Annotated in this window: 15 protein-coding genes and 5 pseudogenes; 10 read left to right on the top strand and 10 right to left on the bottom strand. The window is 71.2% G+C overall.

What is annotated here, in order from left to right; genetic code table 11:
• Positions 1 to 17: 17 nt before the first annotated feature.
• From ACP4IX_RS08825 to ACP4IX_RS08810, 4 genes and pseudogenes are all read right to left on the bottom strand, one after another.
• Positions 18 to 158, bottom strand: a pseudogene (locus ACP4IX_RS08825) (DUF397 domain-containing protein); the annotation flags it as partial.
• A pseudogene (locus tag ACP4IX_RS08820) lies at positions 155 to 1,015 on the bottom strand (helix-turn-helix domain-containing protein). The pseudogenes ACP4IX_RS08825 and ACP4IX_RS08820, both read right to left, overlap by 4 nt.
• Positions 1,012 to 1,314, bottom strand: a complete 303-nt coding sequence (locus tag ACP4IX_RS08815) for a hypothetical protein (protein WP_426517501.1) — start codon at positions 1,312 to 1,314, stop codon at positions 1,012 to 1,014. Before ACP4IX_RS08815 ends, ACP4IX_RS08820 begins: the two are co-directional and overlap by 4 nt.
• On the bottom strand, positions 1,311 to 1,919 hold the full coding sequence (locus tag ACP4IX_RS08810; RefSeq protein WP_426555173.1) for a helix-turn-helix domain-containing protein: 609 nt from the start codon (positions 1,917 to 1,919) through the stop codon (positions 1,311 to 1,313). Before ACP4IX_RS08810 ends, ACP4IX_RS08815 begins: the two co-directional genes overlap by 4 nt.
• An 88-nt stretch (positions 1,920 to 2,007) precedes the next feature.
• On the opposite strand from ACP4IX_RS08810, the pseudogene ACP4IX_RS08805 reads away from it, so the two are divergent.
• The 5 genes and pseudogenes from ACP4IX_RS08805 to ACP4IX_RS08785 all read left to right on the top strand — a co-directional run.
• Positions 2,008 to 2,199: pseudogene (locus tag ACP4IX_RS08805) on the top strand (SAM-dependent methyltransferase); the annotation flags it as partial.
• Positions 2,184 to 2,694, top strand: a pseudogene (locus ACP4IX_RS08800) (DUF664 domain-containing protein); the annotation flags it as partial. The pseudogenes ACP4IX_RS08805 and ACP4IX_RS08800, both read left to right, overlap by 16 nt.
• 91 nt (positions 2,695 to 2,785) lie before the next feature.
• Positions 2,786 to 3,766, top strand: coding sequence for an alpha/beta fold hydrolase (locus tag ACP4IX_RS08795; RefSeq protein WP_426517505.1), 981 nt, complete (start codon positions 2,786 to 2,788; stop codon positions 3,764 to 3,766).
• A gap of 452 nt (positions 3,767 to 4,218) precedes the next feature.
• Complete coding sequence (locus tag ACP4IX_RS08790) at positions 4,219 to 6,060, top strand: protein kinase domain-containing protein (protein ID WP_426555172.1); 1,842 nt, start codon at positions 4,219 to 4,221, stop codon at positions 6,058 to 6,060.
• 194 nt (positions 6,061 to 6,254) lie between these two features.
• A complete protein-coding gene (locus tag ACP4IX_RS08785; protein WP_426555171.1) occupies positions 6,255 to 6,788 on the top strand; it encodes an ATP-binding protein in 534 nt (177 codons plus the stop codon).
• A gap of 54 nt (positions 6,789 to 6,842) precedes the next feature.
• On the opposite strand, the gene ACP4IX_RS08780 is transcribed toward ACP4IX_RS08785, so the two are convergent.
• Positions 6,843 to 7,241, bottom strand: coding sequence for a hypothetical protein (locus ACP4IX_RS08780; RefSeq protein ID WP_426555170.1), 399 nt, complete (start codon positions 7,239 to 7,241; stop codon positions 6,843 to 6,845).
• A 315-nt stretch (positions 7,242 to 7,556) separates the two neighbouring features.
• Between ACP4IX_RS08780 and ACP4IX_RS08775 the strand changes: the two genes are divergently transcribed.
• From ACP4IX_RS08775 to ACP4IX_RS08765, 3 genes and pseudogenes are all read left to right on the top strand, one after another.
• Positions 7,557 to 9,194: a hypothetical protein gene (locus ACP4IX_RS08775; protein WP_426517513.1), complete on the top strand. Its 1,638-nt coding sequence runs from the start codon at positions 7,557 to 7,559 to the stop codon at positions 9,192 to 9,194.
• 75 nt (positions 9,195 to 9,269) lie between these two features.
• A pseudogene (locus ACP4IX_RS08770) lies at positions 9,270 to 9,593 on the top strand (DUF4357 domain-containing protein); the annotation flags it as partial.
• A gap of 245 nt (positions 9,594 to 9,838) precedes the next feature.
• Positions 9,839 to 11,974: a UvrD-helicase domain-containing protein gene (locus tag ACP4IX_RS08765; protein WP_426555169.1), complete on the top strand. Its 2,136-nt coding sequence runs from the start codon at positions 9,839 to 9,841 to the stop codon at positions 11,972 to 11,974.
• A 15-nt stretch (positions 11,975 to 11,989) separates the two neighbouring features.
• On the opposite strand, the gene ACP4IX_RS08760 is transcribed toward ACP4IX_RS08765, so the two are convergent.
• From ACP4IX_RS08760 to ACP4IX_RS08750, 3 genes are all read right to left on the bottom strand, one after another.
• Entirely contained in the window at positions 11,990 to 13,651 is a 1,662-nt protein-coding gene (locus ACP4IX_RS08760) for an HsdM family class I SAM-dependent methyltransferase (RefSeq protein ID WP_426517517.1), read from the bottom strand.
• Between the two features lie 473 nt (positions 13,652 to 14,124).
• A complete protein-coding gene (locus ACP4IX_RS08755) occupies positions 14,125 to 14,550 on the bottom strand; it encodes a VOC family protein (protein ID WP_426555168.1) in 426 nt (141 codons plus the stop codon).
• 74 nt (positions 14,551 to 14,624) lie between these two features.
• Positions 14,625 to 15,197 carry a dihydrofolate reductase family protein gene (locus ACP4IX_RS08750; protein WP_426517521.1) on the bottom strand — a complete coding sequence of 191 codons (573 nt, stop codon included), beginning with the start codon at positions 15,195 to 15,197 and terminating at the stop codon, positions 14,625 to 14,627.
• Between the two features lie 353 nt (positions 15,198 to 15,550).
• Here ACP4IX_RS08750 and ACP4IX_RS08745 point away from each other — a divergent pair, with 353 nt between their 5' ends.
• Positions 15,551 to 15,766 (top strand): hypothetical protein, encoded by a 216-nt coding sequence (locus ACP4IX_RS08745; RefSeq protein ID WP_426517523.1) that lies wholly within the window; start codon positions 15,551 to 15,553, stop codon positions 15,764 to 15,766.
• A gap of 171 nt (positions 15,767 to 15,937) precedes the next feature.
• A complete protein-coding gene (locus tag ACP4IX_RS08740; protein WP_426517525.1) occupies positions 15,938 to 18,928 on the top strand; it encodes a tetratricopeptide repeat protein in 2,991 nt (996 codons plus the stop codon).
• Between the two features lie 157 nt (positions 18,929 to 19,085).
• Here ACP4IX_RS08740 and ACP4IX_RS08735 read toward each other — a convergent pair whose 3' ends face one another.
• Both ACP4IX_RS08735 and ACP4IX_RS08730 read right to left on the bottom strand, forming a co-directional pair.
• A complete protein-coding gene (locus ACP4IX_RS08735) occupies positions 19,086 to 20,060 on the bottom strand; it encodes an alpha/beta hydrolase (protein WP_426517527.1) in 975 nt (324 codons plus the stop codon).
• A gap of 191 nt (positions 20,061 to 20,251) precedes the next feature.
• A complete protein-coding gene (locus ACP4IX_RS08730) occupies positions 20,252 to 21,874 on the bottom strand; it encodes a phosphodiester glycosidase family protein (RefSeq protein ID WP_426555167.1) in 1,623 nt (540 codons plus the stop codon).
• Positions 21,875 to 22,102 lie beyond the last annotated feature (228 nt).

Raw genomic sequence — 22,102 nt, 5'->3', positions numbered from 1 at the left:
CGAATGTCACGAACACTCCCGACGGCAAAGTGCGGGCGCGTCACATCCTTGGAGTCCCGTACATGGACGGTTTGCTCGGTGATGGCAACCTCGATGCAGCTGTCACCTTGTGCACTGCTGTAGCTGGACTTGAACCAGTCGAGTTCAGGCGTGCTCATAGCGCTCCTCGCATCCGCTCCAGCAGGCCCCTGGAGTCCTTCGGGGTGAGGGCCTGCGAGCGCAGTCCCGCATAGCGCATGTGGAGCTTGCTGACCTGTTTCGGGTCAGCGATCAGGCGGCCGTTCTCCTGTTCCTTCCGCGTAGGCACGCCAGCTGGCGTCCGGGGTCTCCAACCATTGGATCGGTCCAGCCATGCATGCGTGGTACTCGCTGTTCGCCGGCATGACCTGAAGCGTGACGTTCCTGGGCGCGACGAGCTCCAGGACATAGTCGATCAGCTTACGCGTCACCTCGGCACCACCGAGACGCCGCATGAACACGGACTCTTCCACGATGAAGTCGAACGCCGTGTTGGGCCGCTCCTTGAGCAGGCGTTGCCGCTCCAAGCGCGCCTGCACCGTCGCCTCCAAGTCATCGTCGGCCATGGGCGGGATGTCATTTTCGCAAAGAGCCCGCATGTATGCCTCCGACTGCAACAGCCCCGGAACCAGACGACATTCGTACGTGCACAGACTTACCGCCACTCGCTCCAGCTTCGCCCAACGCCGGAACCAAGCCGCCAGCCCCGCCTCCCCCGAGTCAGAAACCGTGCCGAGTGCCGCAACGCCCCCGTGTTCCCCAACGCCTCCTCCGCCCGCTCGACGAACGACGCGTCCGGCATCCGCCGCCCCAACTCCACCGACTCCACGGTGTGCTTGGAGTACCGGACCAACTCCCCGAACTGCACCCTGCTCAGCCCCGCGTGCTCCCGCAGCGCCTGAACCACTGCCCCGAACGTCCGCAGACTGTCCGACGGATCCGGTTCCCGCTCGCACTCCCCGCCCGGTACCGCCGGTTCCCCATGGTCGGTCGTCATTCGAGGCCCCCCTCCAGGTGCTCACACGCCAGGTCCCTCTCCCTGAGAACGCCCAGAGTGGCCGGAACGAATTCGCCCTCGCCGCCGGGCTCGGTCCAGACCTGCGAGCCGGTCGCCGCGTCGACCAGGGCGAGACCGGTCTCCGTACGAAGCAACTCGGCGGAGGGCGGGGCGGTCGCTGCCGGCTGCTCGGCTCTGGCCTGATCCGACTCGCCCTCGACGACGAGGGTGTCGCGCGCGGTCTTTGCGCGGTGAGATCCCGCTGCTGACGGGGATACGGACTCTCTCGCCGAGTTCACCGTCGGCTTCCGGCCTGAGACGACCGATGAGGGTCGGTGCGTACATGCGCGCGCACCCCCTGCAGGCCGAACAGGATGAGGAGTTCCACCGGGCCGCCGTCGGCGCTGCCCAGCCAGTGCGGCGTGGACGTGTCGAACTCGGCCGCCTCACCGGGTGACAGCGTCAGGTCGCGCTCGCCGATCACAAGTCGCAGGCGTCCGTTGAGCACGTAGAGCCATTCAAAGCCTTCGTGGGTCTGCGGGGTCGGTTCGAGCGGTTCCAGCCGGGCGGGGATGATCATCTTGAAGGCGTGCTCCCCGCCCGGTCGCCGGGACAGGGGAACGAAGGTCATTCCGAACCGTCTGATCGGCTTGAGGTGGATCCGGGGATCGCCGGTGCGTGCGGCACCGACGAGGTCGTCCAGCGGAACGTCGTAGATACGGGCCAGCGGCAGCAGCAGCTCCAGGCTCGGCCGGCGCTGCCCGCTCTCCAGCCGGGAGAGGGTGCTCTCCGACACCCCGGTCATCGCCGCGAGACCGGCGAGGGTGATGCCGTGGTCACGACGCAACGCACGGAGCCGCGGCCCCACCGCGTCGAGCACGTCGTCGTCCGTCTTGGGATCCATGAGGCCCACCTTGCCATTAACGCAAGATTTCGTGCCAGGTCGTGGTGCGCCTGGCAAGACTGAGTGCGTACCGACACAAGGAGTCCTGATGAGCACCACTGGTGCGGTCGCGTTCCGGGACGGCGTCTCCGCGGCCCGGTCGGCAGCCTGCCACCCGCAGCCGAATGCCCGCCTCACCGAGACCGTGACGGGCCTGCCGCCCGGTGACGCGTGGGACCTCGGATGTGGTGACGGCGGCGACGCGCTGTGGCTCGCCCGCCTGGGGTGGCAGGTCAGCGCCGCGACACCCCGCCGCCCCGGACGGGAAACAGAGGGATCGACGTCCTGCGCGGATTCCTCGACCACCTCCGGACCTCGATCGCCGGGAAGGCCGACGGTGCCCCCGAGCCGCGGGTGCGCACAGCCGCGGTGCCGTCGGGTACGAACCTGCTCGGCCTGCTCGGCCTGCTCGACTTGCTCGGCCTGCTCAACCACCTGACTTTCGTCGAGCGCTCGATGTTCCTCGGGGACGACGTCACCGACTGGCAGGCGATGTTCGAGGCCGCACCGGCGGACAGCGCGGCCGTTGTCGTCGCCCGATACCGAGACGCGGACGAGCGCGCGAACGACGTTCTCGACGGGTGCGCCGATCCCGGCGCACCCGTTCCCCGACCGCGGACAGCCCGGCCCGCTCCCCGTGTCCGCCGGGCACTCATCCACATGACCGAGGAGACCGGCCGGCACGCGGGCCACGCGGACATCCCTCCGCGGACGCATCGACGGCACGACCGGCCGCCGAACCACCTTCTCCAGGACGGAAACACATGACCACCCCACCACGGCCGTTGCCGCGCCACCTCCTCCGATCCGCATACACGGTGGCAACCGTGTTGCTCACCCTCCTGCTCACGGTCGTCACCGCAGCCTGTTCCCCGTCCACGTCCACGCCGGCAGCCGGCGACGACGTTCCCGCCTACACCGCCGCCACCCAGGACGATCCCCGGTTCAAGAGCACCTTCCGACACGAGTTCGCCGACGTCGACGGCGTCCGCATGCACTACGTGACCGGCGGCAGCGGCACGCCCGTCGTGCTGATACACGGTTGGCCACAGACCTGGTACGGCTGGTGGCCGGTCATGCCAGAACTTGCCAAGCACCACACCGTCTACGCCATCGACCTTCCCGGACTGGGTGACAGCAAGGGCTCACCGACCGGCTACGACAAGGCGACGCTGGCACGGTACGTGCACACGCTGGTCGCCGATCGGCTCGGGGTGAGTGACGCCCGTGTCATCGGGCACGACTTCGGCGCCGCAGTGGCATTCCAGTACGCCAGCCAATTCCCCGACGACACCGCACGCCTCGGCTACCTCGACCTGCCGCTGCCCGGGCCCGCGATCGACGCGCCCACCTACCGCTCACTGAGCTGGCACATCGCCTTTCACTCCCAGCGACGGGTCCCCGAGGCGGTTGTAGGCGACGATGTCCGCGAGTACCTGGCGCTGTTCTATCCCCAGGTCTCGTTCGGCGGCACGGCGTTCGGTGGCACCTCTGACCGTTCCCCGTTCACCACCGCCGAGATCAACGAGTACGCACGGACCTACAGCCGGCCCAAGGTGCTGGCGGGCGGCTTCGAGCTCTACCGCGCCCTCGACAAAGACGTCCGCGACACCGTGGCAGCGGCACCGACACGTGTCCCGGCCCTGGTCATGACCGCCCAAGGGCAGCTCGACGCCATCCGGGGCACAGTGGCCCCGCGCATGACCAACATCGTGCGGGCGGTGGACGTGCCGAACGCCGGGCACTGGCTCGTCGAGGAGAATCCTCGGTTCGTCACCGCCGAGCTGTTGCGTTTCCTCGACGGATGACCACGCCGCCGAGGCGGCGCGGATGCCGCCTCGGCGGTCCCGGCGCGGCGCGAGGCGCGGGCGAGTACGAGAACCGCGTCAGCGCCCTCGGCCAGTGCCCGGGCCCGGGCCCGGGCACTGGCCCCTCGCCAGGCCCCCCACCCGTCGCAGCTGTCCTGATCCACCGTCTGAACCGGTCCGCAGCTGCTTGGCGTTGTGTGTCCGCGGGAGCTACTGCCCCCGTCTGACAAGGACCCCTTGGTCACCGACGCCCAGCGTGACCCACGCGGCTCCACGCGGTCCACCGAACGTGCCCGTACGCTGACGCAGCGTACGGGCACCGGGTCCTGGCCCCCGAACCCGTCTTGAGTCGTGGTCACGGGGGAGCAGCCGTATGACACTGTCTCCGAGTTCCGATTCTCTGAGGTCCAGGAACTCCGGCTTTGGACTCAGTCGGATTCGGGGGGGATCAGGTGCGGCCGCAAGACGTCATCGAACAGCGCTACGTACTGGCCGGGTTACTGGGAAAGGGAGGTTTCGGTCAGGTCTGGCGGGCCTTCGACACCCGAGTCAGACGGGAGGTGGCGGTCAAGATCGGGCATCCGCAGTCGACCGAAGACGCTCGGCGCTTCGCCCTGGAGGCCGAACTGGTCGGCAACCTCAACCACCCCAAGATCGCGGCTCTGTACGACTACGGTGAGACCTGGCACGAGGGCGAGAGACTCATCTACCTGGTGATGGAACTGGTCCGGGGTGAAACCCTCGACCATGTCATCCGCCGCGGCGTTCCACCGATCGCGTCCTCCCTCACCTGGGCGCAGGACATCTGCGAAGCACTGGGCGCCGCCCACGACAAGGGAGTGGTGCACCGGGATGTGAAACCGGCCAACGTGATCATCACGGAGTCGGCAGCAGGCTCGGTGAAGGTCCTCGACTTCGGGATCGCCAAACACCAAGCGCACACCGGTATCACCGCCGAGGGGTACGTCATCGGCTCCTGGCAGTACATGGCACCGGAGCGCTGGGCGGGCGGCGCGCAGGTCGACGGACGCGCCGACCTGTATGCCGTGGGCTGTGTACTGATGCAGTTGCTGACGGGGCGCCTCCCTTTCGAAGGACGCGGAGTTCACGAACAGCAAGCCCAGCATGCCGGCGGCACACCGCCCCGCCCCAGTGCGATTCGCCCGGGGCTGCCCGAAGCCGCGGACCGGTTGATCCTGGACCTGCTGGCCAAGGAGCCCGCGCAGCGGCCCGCAAGCGCACAGCAGGTGGTGGACCGCTTGGCCGACATCGGCCGGCACCTCCGCCACGCCCGTCCCGGCCACACGCCGCCCGCCTCCGACAACCCTCGCCCGCCGACCGGGTACACCGCCACGGTTCCCCTGACCGAGGTCGATCCCGCGAGCCGGCCGGGCGACCCCGCTCGCGCGGCCCTGGAGCGCCGGCTCGACCGGGTCCTGGCCCACCATGCCGCCGGTGACGAGGGTGAGTTCGTCCGGCTTCTCCACCTGTTGATCCACGACCTCACCGACGAGCTGGGAGCCGACGACCCGCTGACGGTCGAGGCGGCCTATCAGCGCGCCATGTACGCCTGGCAGACGGCACACGACCAGGAAGGCCTGGAAAGCGTACTGCCGCGGCTGATCCGGGTCCTGGGCCCCGAGCATCGTCGCACCATCGACGTCCGGGCGGTCCTGACCGGAAACACCGCCGCCCGCGGGCAGACCGACGGCAGGGTCCACATCCCGGAACTCAGGGACATCATCGCGCAGGCCACCCGGATACTGGGCGCACTCGACCCCATCACTCTGACCGCCCGGCTCGACCTCGCGGACGCGCTGGATCGCGCCTACGACGCATACGGTCGGCCCCTGCCCAGCACCGGACCCCGCGACAACGAGCAGGCGGAGCGCCGCCGCACGCTGCTGGAACCCCTTCTCCCCGATCTCGCGCGAGGGCTGGGCGAGGACGACTCCCGCGTCGTCCGGACGCGGCTGCGTCTCGCCCTCGACACCTACCAGGTCGGGGACTACGGTGCGGCTCTCCCCTTGTACGAACGGCTGTTGCCGACCACCCCCGCGGCTCTGGCCAGGACCGACACTCGCCTGCGCGTTCAGCACGCACACTGCGTCGCCGAAGCCGGCGATCCGGAACGCGCGCTGTCGCTACTGGATTCGCTGCTCAACACGCTCAGAAACAGGCCTGGCCAGGACTTCCAGCAACATGCGGCGCCGGCTCTCGCCCTGCGCGCAACGCTCAAGAAGCAGGTCCGGCAGAGCAAGCGGGGCACCGCTCGCACCTGGTTCCGGCCGTGAACACGACCAGGCGGCCGAGTCGCTGCGAAGGGCGTCGACCACGGCCGCGACCGGCCCGCCGCCGCCCGTGGTCAGGTACGCCGGCAGGGCGAGCGCGGCAACCCGCGTACCGCGCACAGACAGCGCCCGTACTCCGACTCCACGTACGGGACGACCTCCTGGAACCGCCCTCGTGCGCCCGTCACCGTGGTCCCATGAGCGCAACCACGCCCCAGCCTCCCGCCGCCGTGCGGATGTTCCCGCAGCAGTTCTCGTCCACGCGTCGCGGCGCTCGTCTCGCCCGGCTGCTCGCCTACGAGCAGCTGCGCACCTGGCAGGCCCCTGCCGACCTCACCGACCGCGCGGAGCGGATCGTGGCGGAGCTCGCGGCCAACGCGGCGCTGCACGGCCGGGTCCAGGGGCGCGACTTCCGTCTCTCCCTCACCCACGACCCGGCCGCCGGCGCCCTCCGCATCGCCGTGACGGACGCCCGCGGGGACCGGCTCCCGTCCCCCGTGGCGGACTTCGCCGCACCGCTGCACAGCGAGTCGGGCCGCGGGCTGCTGATCGTCACCGCGCCGGCGGACCGCTGGGGCACGGAACCGTATCCGCCAGGCGGCAAGACCGTATGGGCCGAACTGTCCTCCCGGCCGGCGAGCACCCTGCCGTCTGCCGTCACCGATCACGACGACACGGCCGCGGGAACGACCTTCTCGTGGCCGGAAGTCAGCTGTCCGCGTCCCTCCTGAAGGTCGTCGACGGAAGTTCCGGCATGTCTCCCGCACCATGCCGGCGCTGCTCGCTCACAGCCCCGCCCGTGCCAGCAGCAGGGGCAGCGCCTCCGGCTTCACCTTCTGCACCGACCTCACCTGACCGAGGCGCAGGTCCTCCCTCGGCACGGGGTTGCCGAACAGTGCCTGCGTCGGCTCGGTCAGCAGGGTCACGTCGACGCGGTAGCCGTACTCCGGACCCTCAGGGTCCACGTGGGGAACGTCGTCAATGTCGGCCACGGCGGCGACCGCCGACACGGGGTGAGTGAAGAAGAACCACAGGCGGTCACCCTTGTTCATGCGGTTGCACCGGCTCAGCCAGAGGTCGAGCTCGGGTTCCTCCCGGGCGAGGCGGTGAATGGTCTCGCTGGTGGAAGGCTCCCCGTCCAGGGTGTCCTTGCTCGGGTTGAGGATGTATATCCAGTCCTCCACCGTTCCCCCTCCGCAGCCACGGCGCCCGACAGCCCGAGCGCGCATACCGGGTGCCATCGTGCCAGTCGGGAGAGCCATGTGCACCAGGGTTTGCACGCCGGTACCGAGAAGCAACCATTCGAGCACCGTTCACAGATTCGAATGGATGGAACTCGTGTAGCGTGTTGACGTCGCTAACAGGTCTCAGTCATGCTCAGAGCGCCAACGCGGCATCCCTCGGTCGACGGCCTCCTGGTGGCCTGCGCCCGCAGGACAGCTGAGCCCACACGCCGATGAGCCCCCACACCCGAACGGCCCCGGAACGGAGCATCCGCATTGGACAACCGCCGCTACCGCATGGTCGTCGCCAGCGGTCTGGACTACGTCAACACGGGCGCGAAGGTCGACGGCCAGCTGCGCCTGTGGCTCAAGGAGCCCCCGAAGGCCTACGACGTCGCGGCGTTCGCCGAGGGACGCAACGAGATAGCCCGCGGCGTCACCCTCGACCACGACTCCGCCACCGGCACCTCCGGGGCCTACGGGCGATGGCGACTGCGCGAGACGCTGCCCGGCGGGACCTGGCAGACCACGGTGCTGATCCGTCAGGAGGGCGGCGGTCCCACCCGGGTCCAGTTGGATGTCGAACACCTTCCGGACGATCCCGAGGTGGTGCCCGTACCGGCCAAGACTCCCCGGCTCGCACGCAGTCTTCTCGGGGTCATCCGTGCGCGCGACGGCATCGCCGACGTCACGGCCCAACCCCAGGTGGTCGAGGCGGAGGACGTGGACGCCGTCATCGACGAGCTGTGCGACGAGACCCGGCGGATGCCGATCGTCGTGGCGAGCACACCGTACGGTGTCGACTTCGACACCTGGCTGGAAGACACGGTGGACCCGTTGGTCCGGCCCCTGGCCGGTCTCGCCATCCTCTACCTTCTGTCCCCGGAAGCGGAACTCCGTTTCAACCGCGCTCTGGAATACCACCAGGTGTACGGCGGCGGAGTGCGCACCTACCTCCCCGGGGTCGATCCGGCCTGGCCCGCGGACGGGCAGCGGCACCGGGTGATGTCCCGCCGGCTGATCACCGAGCGGTCCTCCCAGGCCCGCAGGATCATCGCCCAACTGCCCCAGCGGCTGGCCGCCCGCGCGCCGCTGCCCGCCGAACTCGACTCGGTGCCGGTCATGCGGACCCGCGCGCTGGGCGGCACCGCCGCACCCGAGCTGGAACGACTGCGGGTGGAGAACGAGGTCCTGCACGAGATCCTGGAGGAGGCGGGGCGGGAGCAGCGCGTGCGAGCCGACGAGATCCGCGATCTCAAACACGAGCTGCGCAAGGCCGAGGACAACGAGACCCTGCTGATCGCCGAGTACGACGAGCAGTACCGGGAACTGCACACCGCCCGAGCGCGGTTGCAGGTTCTGCGGAAGCAGATGGCCGACCTGGGCGCCGGCGCCGCCGCCTACGCCCACCACCCCGCGCCGGACGACGAACCGCAGTCCTTCGAGGAACTCCTCCGCCGCATCGCCGATCTGCCCCGGCTGCACTTCACCGGCTCCCGCAAGGTGACTCTCGAACTCGACGCACAGGCGCACGGGTCGTCATGGGTGCGCATGACCTGGGACGCGCTGCTGGCCCTGCGGGACTTCGCCGAAGCGGCCGCCTCCGGTCGTACCGGCCGCGACTTCAAGCAGTGGTGCGCCGACGCTCCCGGCGGTGCCCGCACGATCTCCCCGCGGAAGATAGTGCGTGACGAGTCCAAGTCCGTGAAGGCCAACTCGAGCTGGCGGCGCCAGCGCACGTTCCCCGTGCCGGAACACATCGACTCCCTACGGAAGGTGTTCATGGGCGCACACGTCCGCGTCGGCGGCGGCAACACGATCGCACCGCGACTGCACTACTTCGACGGGGCCTGCGTCGAACACGGCATTTACGTGGGATACATCGGGCCTCATCTGTCCAACACCCTGACATGACCGGCCAGAGGCACAGCCCGCTGTCGGTGACTGCCAGTACGCTGCCAGAAGGATCAGACCAGCAGGTGGGGGCCCATGGCCGACGAATACCCGGAGTTCCGGCTGCGGCTGCCGAACGGTGGACCGTACGCGCGCGGGCGGGTGCTGCCCTCGAAGGGGATGAACGGCAGCCCGCAGTTCCTGGTGCTGGCAGGTTCGCCGGTGCGGCGGGAAACCCTGCCGGGTGCGGGTCCGTACGCGGCGGCGCAGCGGGAGGCGTTGATCGAGGAGGGCGCGATCCGGGAGTCCGAGCAGTGGCCCGGCTACTTGGAGGCGGCACGCGACGTCGAGTGCAACTCGCCGTCGGCCGCCGCCTCGATCGTGGCCGGGCGCGGCGCGGACGCCCTGACCGAATGGCGTACGGAGGAGGACTTCCCGCTCGCCGACTACCTCGGCCACTCCTGGCGCGCGCCCCGCAAGGCCTGGCTGGTCCGCGGGTCGAACGTGGCGGGGCGTGACCTGGTGAGGCGGCTGTGGCTGCCCGACGGGCTGGTCACGTCGCGCGGCGGATGGGCGGCGGCTGACGCGACGGTGCCGGATCGGCGCCGGTACCGCGCCCGTATGATCGGCCGGGCAGTGTCCGTCAGGGGTGGGGAGTACGCGTCGTGCCGCAGCTTGCGTTCGCCAACAGCTTCTGGGAGAGCTACGACGCTCTCGAGAAGCCGGTCAGGAACGGCGTTCGCAAGGCGATGCAGAAGTTCCAGCAACTCACCGTGCCGGAGCTGCAGCAGGACAAGGGACTGCACCTCGAATCGGTCGAGAAGGCCGCCGACCGCCGCATGCGGACCATCCGCATCAACGACTTCTGGCGGGGCGTCGTGCTCGCCCCGGACGACGGCAGTGATGTGTTCCTGCTGGTCAACGTGGTGGCGCATGACGACGCCTACACCTGGGCCGCCAAGCGGCTGTACACCACGAACTCCGCGACGCGCGCCCTGGAGGTCCGCAACGTACGGGCGATCGAGCAACTGACCCCGCAGCTCGAGAAGGCGGCCGCCGCCGCCGAATCGCTGCTGTTCGCCCCGTACTCGGACACCGTGCTGCGCGAGCTGGGCATCGACGACCAGGTGCTGCGCGCGGTGCGGACGATCATCGACAAGGCTCAGCTGGAGGCCTTCGGGACGCTGTTGCCGGAGGACCAGTTCGAGGTGTTGCAGTACCTCGCCGAGGGGTTCCCGCCCGAGGAGGTGTACCGGGACGTGGTCGCCGTACGGCGTCCCGTCGACGCCGGGCCCGACCCGGACGAGACCCTCGCCGCCGCCATCGCCAACACCACCAGCCGGATCACGCTCGTCAGTGGGCCGGACGAACTCGCCGACATCCTGGAGAAGCCGTTCACGGCCTGGCGGGTCTTCCTGCACCCCTCGCAGCGCCGGGTCGCCTACCGGGTGTCGTACGGCGGTCCGGTGCAGGTCACCGGCGGTCCCGGGACCGGCAAGACGGTCGCCGCCCTGCACCGGGTCAAGCACCTGCTGACCCGGTCGCCCGAAGCGCGGGTCCTCCTCACCACGTACACCAACGCGCTGGCCGCCTCGCTGCGCGAGAACCTCGGTCTCCTCCTGGACGGTGACGCGGCGCTGCTCGACCGGGTCGAGGTGACCACCGTCAACGCCTACGCGCACGGTGTCGTGGCCCGTATCGACGGCAAAGTCCCCTCCCCCGTCGGTGACCGGGAGGAGCGGCAGGTGTGGCAGCGGGTCGTCAAGAAGCTCGGGCTGCCGTGGACGGAGCAGTTCCTGGCGCAGGAGTACCGGCATGTCGTCCTCGCCCAGGACCTGCGCACCCTGGCCGCGTACCGTGCCGCGTCCCGGCGCGGGCGTGGCAGCGCGCTGTCACCGGCGCGGAGGGAGCTGCTGTGGCCCGCCGTCGAGCTGTTCGAGTCGATGCTGCGCGAGCAGCGGTCGACGACGCATCTGAAGGTGTGCGCCCGGGCCGCCGAGCTCCTGGCCGCGTCGGCGCCGACGCACGACCATGTGGTGGTCGACGAGGCGCAGGACCTGCATCCCGCCCAGTGGCGGGTACTGCGCGGCGCGGTGGCGCCCGGCAGTGACGACCTGTTCCTCACGGGCGACCCGCACCAGCGGATCTACGACGCGAAGGTCTCGCTGGGTTCCCTCGGCATCACGGTGGCGGGGCGCACCCACCGGCTGCGCATCAACTACCGCAGCACGGAGGAGATCCTCGCCTGGTCGACGGGCATCCTCAGCCCGGTGTCCGTCGACGACCTGGGTGGTGAGGGCAGCGACACTCTCGCCGGGTACCGTTCGCTGCTGCACGGGCGCAGGCCGCAGGTGGAGGGGCATGGTTCGGAGCACGCGGAGGTCACCGCGCTCGTCGAGCGGGTCCAGGGGTGGATCGCGCAGGGCATCAGCCCTTCCGAGATCGGCGTGTGCGCTCGGTTCAACGTGCTGCTGGACAAGGCGTACGACAGGCTGACCGGGGCCGGGGTGCCGGTGGCGCGGGTCAGGGACAGTCCCGGGCCCGGTGTGGACGGGGTGCGTCTGGCCACGATGCACGCCATGAAGGGGCTGGAGTTCCGCTGTGTCGCCGTGCTCGGAGTGACGGCGGGGGCGGTGCCGTTCACCCGCGAGGTGACTCCGGCCGCCGTGGACGCGTTGCAGCACGACTCCGACCTGTTGCGGGAGCGCTGCCTCCTGTTCGTCGCCTGCACCAGGGCGCGCGAGGCGCTGGCCGTCTCGTGGAGCGGGACGGCCAGCCGGTTCGTACCGGAAGCCTCGTGACGTCGTGACGGTGTGTCACTTCCGCGGCCGTAGCGCCCCGTTGCCGATGCCGTCGCGGGCCAGCTCGGCCGCCTGCCCGGTCAGCTCGGCGATCCGTCGCGCCCGTTCCTCGAACTCCTGCAGCCTGCGGTAGGCGGTGCCGTAGCGGCGCTGCTCGGCGATGTCCATCTGCGGGATGCGGGCTCCCTTGCCGTCGAGCCGGAAGGTGCCGCTGGCGCTCGTGGAGCGCCGGGTGTTGGACGCGCTGCGCAGGAAGCCCCGCAGGAAGTCCGTGTCGAGCTGGTCGCTGGTCGAGACGGGTTCCGCGTCCCCGTACTCGACCAGCCCGGCGCGCGCGAGGTCGGCCACGCTCACCGACGAGCCGTCCAGGGCGCCGGGTCCCTCGCCCGCGTCCAGGTCCGGCAGCAACTCGGCCAGTCTGCCCACCTGTTCGGCCAGCTCCTCGCGAATGGCCCGGTACTCGGTCGCGTAGTCGCGGTGCGACTCCTCGACGTGACGTCCGGGCGTGAGGTCGACCGTGTCGTCGAGGAGGTCGATGAGGGGGACGTCCGTGATCTGCTCGGGTGCGGGCTCCAGGTCTCCGTCCGGGTCGTTCGCCGTCAGGTCGATCATGCGGACGCTCGTCGCGGCGTCGCCCGCGGACGACGGACGGCGCAGGTGCCAGAGGTGCACGGGGAGGGCGTGCGAGGCGGCGCTGCCGGCCGGCAGGGCGGTCACCTGGGTGAGGATGCCGCGCCGTACCAGCTCGGCACGGATGCGCCGGCCCGCCTTGCGGTAGGCGACCGAGGCCGCCATGACCATGACGACCCGGCCTCCGGGGACGGTGTGCGCGTAGGCGTGCTGGAGCCAGGCGAGCTCCCCTTCGGCGCGCGAGGGTGTGCCCAGTTCCCAGCGGGAGTCGAGGAGCAGCTCCTCCCGTCCCCAGTCCGGGTCTCCCACCGGGGGGTCGCAGACCACGAGGTCCGCCTTGAGGCTCGGCCACCTGTCCTCCCGCAGGGAGTCTCCGGCGACGACCTCCACCCCGGCGTGCCCCGTCAGGTCCGCGCGCAGTCGGGCGAGCCGGGCGCTGTGCGGATCCGTCTCCTGACCGCACCGTCTCGGCCCGCGGTCCGGGCCGACGGCGAGCAGCAGGGTGCCGATGCCGCATGCCGGATCGAAGACCGTGGCGTCGGGCGCCACCGGGTCCGCGAAGTACCGCAGAGCACGGACGATGCGGGGCGAGGTGACCTGGTCCGATCCGGCCCGGCGCACGGAATCCGTGAACCGCTCCGCAAGAGCCTCCACCACCTCCCCGGCCGGCCCGCTCTCGGCGAGGACACGCGCCAGGCCGACGATCTCGTCCGGCAACGCGTGATCGTCCGGCACACCGTCGCCGGCGGCGAGGAGCTGCGCGACCGCCGCGAGCCCCTGGACCATGTCGTCGCCGTACACAGCCCGCAGCGCCTGCCAGAGCTGCACCTCCTGCGAGAGGTCCTGGCCCTTCCGCTGCTTGTTCAGCCACGTCTGCACGTCGGCCAGGGCGAAGAGGGGGCTGTTCACACTGCCACCGGCGGGCGCGGGAAAGTCGTCATACCGCCGTCTCCAGTTGGAGACTGCGGCACGGGTGACGCCCGCCAGCCGGGCGATCTCGGAGCCGGTGACCATGGGGCCGGCCGGGGTCGCGGGAGTGTCTGCCATAGTGCTCAACCGTACACAGCACCTACCGGCGCTTCAATGACTGCCTCGTTGACCGCGCTAACGACTGACAGGACCGATGTACCGGTAAACCGAATGCCGGGCCTGCGCCCGGCCCGAGCCGGCCACGGCTGTGCGCCGCGTCCGTCCTGTCGAATGGATACGGACGTCCCGGACGAGGCAGTCCCGGGGAGGTGAGGATGCCGCCCACTGTGTTCATCGACGGGCGAGGGCCGCTCAGGCAGCCCCACTGCGGCGTGGTGCTCCGCGAAGCCGGGGCCGGGTTCGACGCCGCCCGGCCCGGTCTCGGCGGCCGTGCGCGCGGAGAGCGGGTGGTCGGCTCTCACCTGGTGGTGAACCTCGCCATCGTGGTGCGACCAGTTCTGATCGCCGGCCACGACGGCGGAGACCATCGGCGGATCCGAACCGCCGACCGCCCGCCCGTCCGTCAGGTGGAGCACTGGGACGCCCACTGCTCAGTCGAGACAGAACTCGTTGCCCTCGACGTCCTGCATCAGGATGCACGAATCGTGGTCGTCAGCCAGTAGGCGCACGCGTACCGCGCCGAGCGGGACCAGTCGGGCGCATTCGGCCTCGAGCGCCGCCAGGCGCTCCTCACCCACGAGCCCGGTACCCACCCGCACATCGAGATGCACCCGGTTCTTGACGACCTTGCCTTCGGGAACGCGCTGGAAGAACAACCGCGGGCCCACGCCTGAGGGATCACTGCATGCGAACCAGGAACCCCGATCCTCGGGCGGCCTAGAACGGTCGAAGTCGTCCCAGGTGGCGAAACCTTTCGGCGGCGACACGACGTACCCCAGCACCTCGCACCAGAAACGAGCGACGCGCTCGGGTTCCGCGCAGTCGAAGGTGACTTGGAACTGCCTGATCGATGACATCGGCGCACGATAGCAGGGGCCCGTTGCCACCTTCCGGCACGTACTCAGCCAGGTACGGCACAGCGGGGTCCTCGTCAGCGGACCACGTCGAAGATGTTCTTCTGCAGTCCGTTGGCATAGGCCTCGTGCTCGACGAGCTTCAGCTTCTGCGTGTCCTTGTCCGTCGCGCTGAAGAGCCGCTTGCCCGCGCCGAGCAGCAGCGGGAAGACGATCAGGTGGTAGCGGTCGATCAGGCCGGCGTCCGAGAGGGCCTGGTTCAGGGAGGCGCTGCCGTGGACGATGATCGGGCCGCCCTCGGTCTCCTTCAGCGCGGCGACCTCGTCGAGCGAGCGCAGGATCGTCGTCCCTCCCCAGTTCGACACCAGGCCGTCCGTGGTGAGGGTGGTGGAGACGACGTACTTCGGCATCACCTTGTAGTCGGCGAAGTCCTCCATGTCGGGCCACACGGGGCTGAACGCCTCGTAGCTGACCCGGCCCATGAGCATGGCGGTGGCGGTCTTCTGCTCCTCGCCCTTGATGCCGAACGCCTCCGGGAGGAACTCGACGTCCTTGAAGGTCCACCCCGAGTTCCGGTAACCGGGTTCGCCGCCGGGGGCCTCCACGACTCCGTCGAGCGAGATGAAGGCCGTGCTGATCAAAGTACGCATGTGAGGTTCCTCGGTGTCTGGTGTCCGGTTCTCAGCAAGTCCGGTCGGTGCACGCCACGTCCGCACCCGTGGCCGCGGCGCACCGACCATGACCTCTGACTGCGGTTCACGGCGAAAGTCATCGGTCGTCGCCCGCCCTCTTCCCAGCGGCCTCGAACCCGGCGACGGCGTAGGAACGGACCACGACGCCTTGGACCGTGCGCGGCACGGGCGGGTCCCTGGCCGGGACCGCCGGCCGATGACGTGCCGGACGTACCGATGCGGCCCCTCCCGAATCGCCGAAAAGGTACCGCCGTGCCGCACACATGCCTACTCTGGTCCGGCTGACAGCCGAATCGGCAAAGGGGGACGCGGTGGATCCCATGGTGGTGGCGGGGTCGGCCCTGGCCGGCGCGGGGGCCACGGACGCCTGGCAGCAAGCCCGCGCGGGGCTGGTGAGACTGTGGCGGCGGGTGCGCCCGGCGGAAGCCGGCGCGGTCGGGGAGGAAGAACTCTCCGGCGTCCGCACCCCCTCCTACGACACGTCGCGGTGGTACCTCTCGCTGGGCGACCAGCACGTCCACCGGTGAGCGGACAGCCGCCCGCCTCGGCGCGCCCGTCCTTCCCGCCCCGCCCCCGTGGCGGTCGCGCGGCGGGAGGCCCGTCGCCTCGCCGCGGGCCGCGGCCGGGGTGTCCCCGACCGCACGGCGTCCTGTCCGCGGCGTCGTGCGTGGTGCCGCCCCACGGAGAAGGTTGAGGTCGTGTCGCGTCCGCACCCGCTCAAGGGCCCCTCGGACGACGGGAATCCGTCGCCTCGCCCCGCCCACGGCACCGACCCGCACCCGGCCTCTCCCCCGGCTTCCACGTCCACGGGCGACAGGCGTCCCCCGGCTTCGGTCAGGGCGTCGGCGACAGGGTTCGGGCGCACCTTCGTGTCCCTGCGGGACCAGACCATCCACGAGGCGCCGGCGCCGTACCGCCTCACCGAGTGGTCCGCCGGCCCGGCCGTCCTGACGCCCGAGCAAGCACGTTCGCATCCCAGTCTGCTGCTGCGTCCGGGGCACGCGGTGGTGCCCTTCACCGGCCGTGCGTCGGATCTGGAGAGCCTGAGCCGCTGGCGGGACGACGGCGCCGACGAGGGGACGGCGGTCCGGTTGGTGCACGGCCCCGGCGGTCAGGGCAAGTCCCGGCTTGCCGCGCAGGCCGCCCGGCTGTGGTCGGCCGACGGGTGGGACGTGCTGGTCGCCCGTCACCGCCGGGACCACTCCGGGCCGGCCGCGGAGGCCGCCCGTCCCGCGGAAGGCGCCCTCGGCACGCTGGTGGTCGTCGACTACGCCGAGCGGTGGGACACCACCGGTCTGCTGGCCCTGCTGAGCGACCTCCGCGGGTCCGGCACCCCCGTCCGGGTACTGCTCCTCGCCCGGCCGGCCGGACACTGGTGGCAGGTCCTCCAGTACCGGCTCGACCGGGACCTGGGCGTACCCGCGGACGCGCGGGAGCTGGGACCGCTCGCCCCGCTCCCCGCCGACCGGACGGACCTGTTCAAGGCGGCACGCGACGGCTTCGCGGAGCAGCTCGGCGTACCGGACACGGAAGGAATGACGCCGCCCGCAGCCCTCCTGCTGCACGAGGCGTACCGCTCGGTGCTCAGCGTGCACATGGCCGCGCTCACCACCGTCCTCGCCCACCTCGACGGGACCACCGCGCCCACCGACCCCACGGAGGTCTCCGCCTACCTCCTCGCACGCGAACGCGATCACTGGCAGGAGCTGCACGAAGGCCTCGACCGATCGTTTCCGACCGGCCCGGACACCATGGCCCGGGCCGTCTACACCGCGACGCTCACCGGCCCGCTGCCCCACCGTGCCGGGCTGCGGGCGCTGCGGGAGATCGGCGTGCACACGGCCGAGCCCGGGCAGGTCCTCACCGACCACGCCTTCTGCTATCCCCCGCCGGCCGACGGCACCGTCCTCGAACCGCTCCGTCCGGACCGCCTGGGCGAGGACTTCCTCGCACTCTCCACTCCCGGGCACGCCTGGGGACATCCGGCCGACCCGTGGGCGGACGAGGCGGTCGCGGAGCTGCTGTCCGGGGCGCCGGAGGACCCGTCACCCCCCTGGGTTCCGGCGGCGCTGACCGTCCTGATCGAGACCGCACGCCGCTGGCCCCACATCGCCGGACGGCTGTGCCAGGTGCTGCGCGACCGGCCCTGGCTCGCCCTGCGCGGCGGCAACGGCGTACTGATCGCGCTGTCCGAGCTCGACGTCCTCGACAGCGCCCTGCTGGAAGCTGTCGGCGACCACCTTCCTCCCGGCCCCGACATCGAACTCGACGTCGGCATCGCCGCGTTCGCCCGGCGCCTCACCGAGGACCGGCTGTCCCGCACCGAGGACGCCGCCACACACGCCCGGTTGCGCACCGAACTCGGTGCCCGGCTGGCCTCCGCGGGCCTCCCTCCCCAGGCGTTGGTCGAATTCCAGGAAGCCGTCGCGATCTACCGACGGCTCGACCCCGCCGGCTACACGCTGGAGCAGGCCCACGGGCTGTTGATCGCCCTCGGCGGCCTCGGCCACGCCCAAGCCTCGCTGGGCCGGTGCGAAGAGGCACTGACGAACACCACCTCTGCGGTCGAGGCGTTCCGTGTGTGGGCCTCGATACACCCGGCCGCGCACGGGCCGACGCTCGCGTGGCACCTGACCAGCCAAGGCGACCAGCTGTGGGAACTGAGACGGCGGCAGGAGGCCTTGGACGCCACCGAGGAAGCCGTCGGCATCTGCCGGCCGTTGGCTGAGGACGCGGACCCGTACGGCGGTGGGGCGGCCCTCGGCGCCGCGCTGGGCGCTCTCGGCATGAAGCTCCTGCGGATGGACCGGGCCGAGGAGGCCCTCGCCGCGACCGCCGAGGCGGTGACGGTCCATCGCCGGCTCGTCACGGCCGATCCGGCCGCTCATCGACCGGGCCTGGCCGAAAGCCTGTTCAGGTACGCCAAGGTCCGCGAGACACTCCAGGTCGACACCGACCGCGCCGCCACCGCCGCGGCGGAGGCCACCGACATCTACACCGGCCTGGCCGGAGTGCGGCAGGACCAGTTCGCCGAACCCCTCCGGTCCAGCCGACGGCTCCAGGACGACCTCGGCGACACCTCGTTCCCGGCCGCGTTCCGACGGGCCACTCTGCGGCAGGGCGCCGCATACGTCTCGGTACCGCTCGACGACGCGCCCGCCCTGGCGGCCGGCATCCTGGTGAGCCACGCGGACCGGTGCCTCGCCGAAGGACAGCCGGCGAAAGCCCGCGACCTGCTCACCGAGGCCGTCGACCAGTACCGGAACCTCGCCGACAGCGACCCGGACCCGTACGCGCACGAACTGGCGAGAGCACTGCACCTGGTCTCGCTCGCCGAAGCCGGGCTGGGGGAACTCGCATCGGCTCTGGCCCACACGACGGAAGCCACCGGGCTCATACGGCTGCTGGTGCGGGCCGGGATCACGGACCCGCCCGCCCTGGCCGCCGTCCTCATGACGAACGCCGGTATCCGCAGCGCGGCAGGCGCGGAACTCCCCCTGGCACTCGACCCCGCCAGGGAAGCGGTGGAGCTCTACGAACGGCTCGCGGACCGGGCGCCGGCCACGTTCGCCCGGGAACTCGCCCTCGCCCACCACCTCCTCGCCGAGATCCTGCACGGCCTCGGTGACCACGCGGCGGCCGCCGAGATCCTCCGTGCCCTCGGCACCGACGGTTGGGGCGAGTCATGACGCGGACGCCCGTCGGGGCGGGGCGGGCGGAGCGGCGCTGATCCGCGGCCCCGCGGCCCCGGTCCCACCCGCGACGGCTGCCGCGGCGGGACGGACGAGGCGGAGGGTGACTCCGGCACGCGGCCCAGCCGGTGGCGCATGTGCGACCGACGTCGGTTCAGGCGGCGCCGTCGCCCTTCAGCGCCGCCAGCAGCATCGGCAGCGAAGCGTGCAGTTCCCGCTCCCAGTACGCCCAGCCATGGGTTCCCGGGCCGTAGAAGTGAGTGGTCAGGTGACGGGCCCCCACCCGCCTCAGCTCCGCCGCGAGCGCGTGGTTCTGCCGGCAGAAGTCGGCCTCGAGCGCGCTCGTGCTGCCGGGTGGGTCCAGCGGCCCCGTGGTGCCGTCGCCGCAGGACAGGTACACCGGAATCGACCTGAGTCGCTTGACGAGGTGGAAGGGGTCGTGGGCCCGCCAGATCCGGCGCTGGGCCACCGGGTCGCCCCAGACGCGGAGCGGGTCGTTGTTCTGGCCGGCGAAGAAGCCCATGATGCGGTTGACCGACTCGTCGTTCAGGAGGGGGTGCGCGGAGCCGGAGTAGGCCGCCGTCGCCTTGAACATGCCGGGGTGCCTGGCGGCGTACAGCAGGGCGCCCTGACCGCCCATGGAAAGGCCCGCGACCACACGGTCGCTGCCGGCGCCCCAGTCGCGTTCCAGGAGGCGGCGCAGCTCCACCGTGTGGAAGGTCTCCCACGCCGGGTCGCCGCCCTTGCCGTGGTTCCACCAGTCGCTGTACCAGCCGTTCCAGCCGGCCTCCGGCATCACGACGAGGACGTCGCGCAGGCCGTCGGTCTCCGCGACGTCGGTCATCGCGGTCCACGAGGTGTAGTCGCCGCAGCAGCCGTGCAGCAGCCAGAGGGTGGGCCAGTGCTGCCGGCGCCGGTCCTCCGGGTCCCAGCCGTCCGGTGTGAGGAGGCGGACCTTGACCGTCCTGCCGCCCAGGGCCGCGGAACGCACCGACAGGTCGACCTGCCGGTCCGCGACCCGGGTGACCTCCACGACCTCGGCGCGGGGCACCCCGGTTCCCGCTCCCGCGGCCGGTGCGGGTGTGGTGGGGGCGAGGGTGGCCAGCAGTACGGCCAGGACGAGCAGCACTCGGGCTCGGAGGGGTCGAAGGGGTCGAGGTGCTCGTGGGGGTCGAGGTACTCGTAGGAGTCGAGGTGCTCGAAGGGCTCGAAGGGCGGTCGGGGCGGTGGGCACGTTCGCGAACACGGCGGCTCCCTGCGGTGGGTTGCGGTTCGTCGCTGCGGTGCGGGTCCAACTGCTCAGCGGGACTGCGGGACAGGTCAGTGTCCGTGCCTTCGCGGCAGGATCAGCAACGCGTCGCCGACGGGGCGTTCGCCTGCGGCGTCCGACGGGTCGCTGATCACGTCGCCGTTCGACACCATCGTCGTCGAGCCGCCGCCGTCCAGGTTCACCGCGTCGCGCAGGCCGAGTGACGTGGCCACCTCGGCGCTCTCCCCGATGCTGAGCCCGAGCGAGTCCGTACTGCGTCCGTCGGCGGTGACGAGGACGGTGCGGCCGGCGGCGTCCACTCCGGCCAGGGTGCGCGGGTTGCGCTTGTGGACCCAGCCGTAGTACCAGCTCGGGTCGCCGGGGCGGACCATGCCGTCGGTGGCGGGCGTGACGTGGAGCCGTCCGTCGCGGACGAGTTCGGGGCCGGCGTTCAGGATGTCGGTCCGGGGCGAGGGCGAGACCCGGTGGCCGCGTTCGTCGATCAGCGTCGTGCTGACGCGGAGGCGATGGCCGACGTGTGCGAGGGCGGCCAGGTCGGCGACGCGTCGGCCGGTTGCCTGGACGGAGCTGCCACCCGGCGGGAGCGCTCCGCCTCGTGGTGAGCGCAGCTCTACGATCCGGTCGTGGGCGTCCAGTACGGCCTCCAGCCCCTCGCCCGGGGGCGTGTGCCGGCCGTAGTCCGGTGTGAAGGCGACCAGTTGGTCGGGGTTGGTGCACGTGGCGTCGTGCAGGGGCATCGACGTGGGGGCGTCGCCGGCCGTGCCGCCGCAGTTCCTGATCAGGCCGGGTACGCGGTTGACACCGTTCAGGGGGAGGGAGGAACCGGCGCCCTCGACCTGGCCCTGCCAGGTGAACCGGACGATCTCCGTCCGCCGGCCGTTGGCGTGGAGCACCAGGCTCGGGCGTCCGGCCACCGGTTCGCTCAGCAGGCGTCCGTCATACACGCCTACGCCTGCCGGGTCGCCCGGCGCGCCCGCCTTCGGGTCGAGCACGAAGAAGCCGGCGTTGACCGCGGCGGTCGCACCGGCCGACATCGACAGTTCGCTGGTCGTCTCCCGGTTCTCCAGGTCCGGGCCGTACGCCGCCTCGAGGCTGCCGCGGAACCTGCGCGGGTCTACGGTGAGCACGTCGACCCGCCACGGGCCGCGGTCCGCGGCACCGCCGTCCCAGCCCGTGTACACGGTGGATCCCGTGTATCCGGCCGCCCTCAGGCGTGTGCGTTCGGACGTCGCGGCGGACTGTGTGTCATACGTCCCGATCCGCACCCGCCAGCCGAGTGCGCCGCCGTCGTAGTCGGCCGTCCCGGGCGTCGTCACCTGCTCGACCCGGGCCCGGAAGCCGTCCCGCTTCAGCTCGGTGGCCAGTTCGCCGGCGCTCGCCCTGTCCTTCAGGGCGGTCGGCGGGGCGTCGGGGTCGGGCGAGGTGTCGCCGCCGGGGATGGAGACCTCGACCGTCCAGTGCAGCGACGGGTCGGCGGCACCGCGCACGATGCGGGTGAGGGTGACGCCGGGCTGGAGGGTCGTGGTGGTACGGGTCTCGGGCAGGTCCGAGGGGCCCAGGGGCAGGGTGCGCGGCTTCGGCTGCGGCGCCGGCGACGACGCCTGGGCCGGCAGTGCGCCCACCGCGGCCAGGACACCGAGGACGGCACCCGCGCCGCACAGTCTCTTCTTCATCTGCACCGCCTGGATCGAGGACCGGGGACGAACACGCGCCATCCTCTCCGTTCACCGCTGTCACAGACATGGACAGCCGCCCAACGTCCACTGCACAAGTAGCGACCGGTTCCGGCGCCGCGTCAAGGTCCGAACACGCCTGTGCTCCGGTCTCCCCGCGTCCCCTGTCCCCCCATGCCCTGTGCCAGGGACCGGGGATCGGGCGGGCGAGCGGTGTATCGGCGAGGC

Source organism: Streptomyces sp. WG5 (genome assembly GCF_049974565.1).
Classification (GTDB): Bacteria; Actinomycetota; Actinomycetes; order Streptomycetales; family Streptomycetaceae; genus Streptomyces.
This window is presented reverse-complemented; position numbering and strand designations above follow the sequence as displayed.

What these genes read in the sequence shown, in the direction of transcription:
- ACP4IX_RS08810 (WP_426555173.1), bottom strand. Translation starts at nt 1,919, where the DNA reads ATGGATCCCAAGACGGACGACGACGTGCTCGACGCGGTGGGGCCGCGG.
- ACP4IX_RS08785 (WP_426555171.1), top strand. Translation starts at nt 6,255, where the DNA reads ATGAGCGCAACCACGCCCCAGCCTCCCGCCGCCGTGCGGATGTTCCCG.
- ACP4IX_RS08760 (WP_426517517.1), bottom strand. Translation starts at nt 13,651, where the DNA reads ATGGCAGACACTCCCGCGACCCCGGCCGGCCCCATGGTCACCGGCTCC.
- ACP4IX_RS08755 (WP_426555168.1), bottom strand. Translation starts at nt 14,550, where the DNA reads ATGTCATCGATCAGGCAGTTCCAAGTCACCTTCGACTGCGCGGAACCC.
- ACP4IX_RS08750 (WP_426517521.1), bottom strand. Translation starts at nt 15,197, where the DNA reads ATGCGTACTTTGATCAGCACGGCCTTCATCTCGCTCGACGGAGTCGTG.
- ACP4IX_RS08730 (WP_426555167.1), bottom strand. Translation starts at nt 21,874, where the DNA reads ATGAAGAAGAGACTGTGCGGCGCGGGTGCCGTCCTCGGTGTCCTGGCC.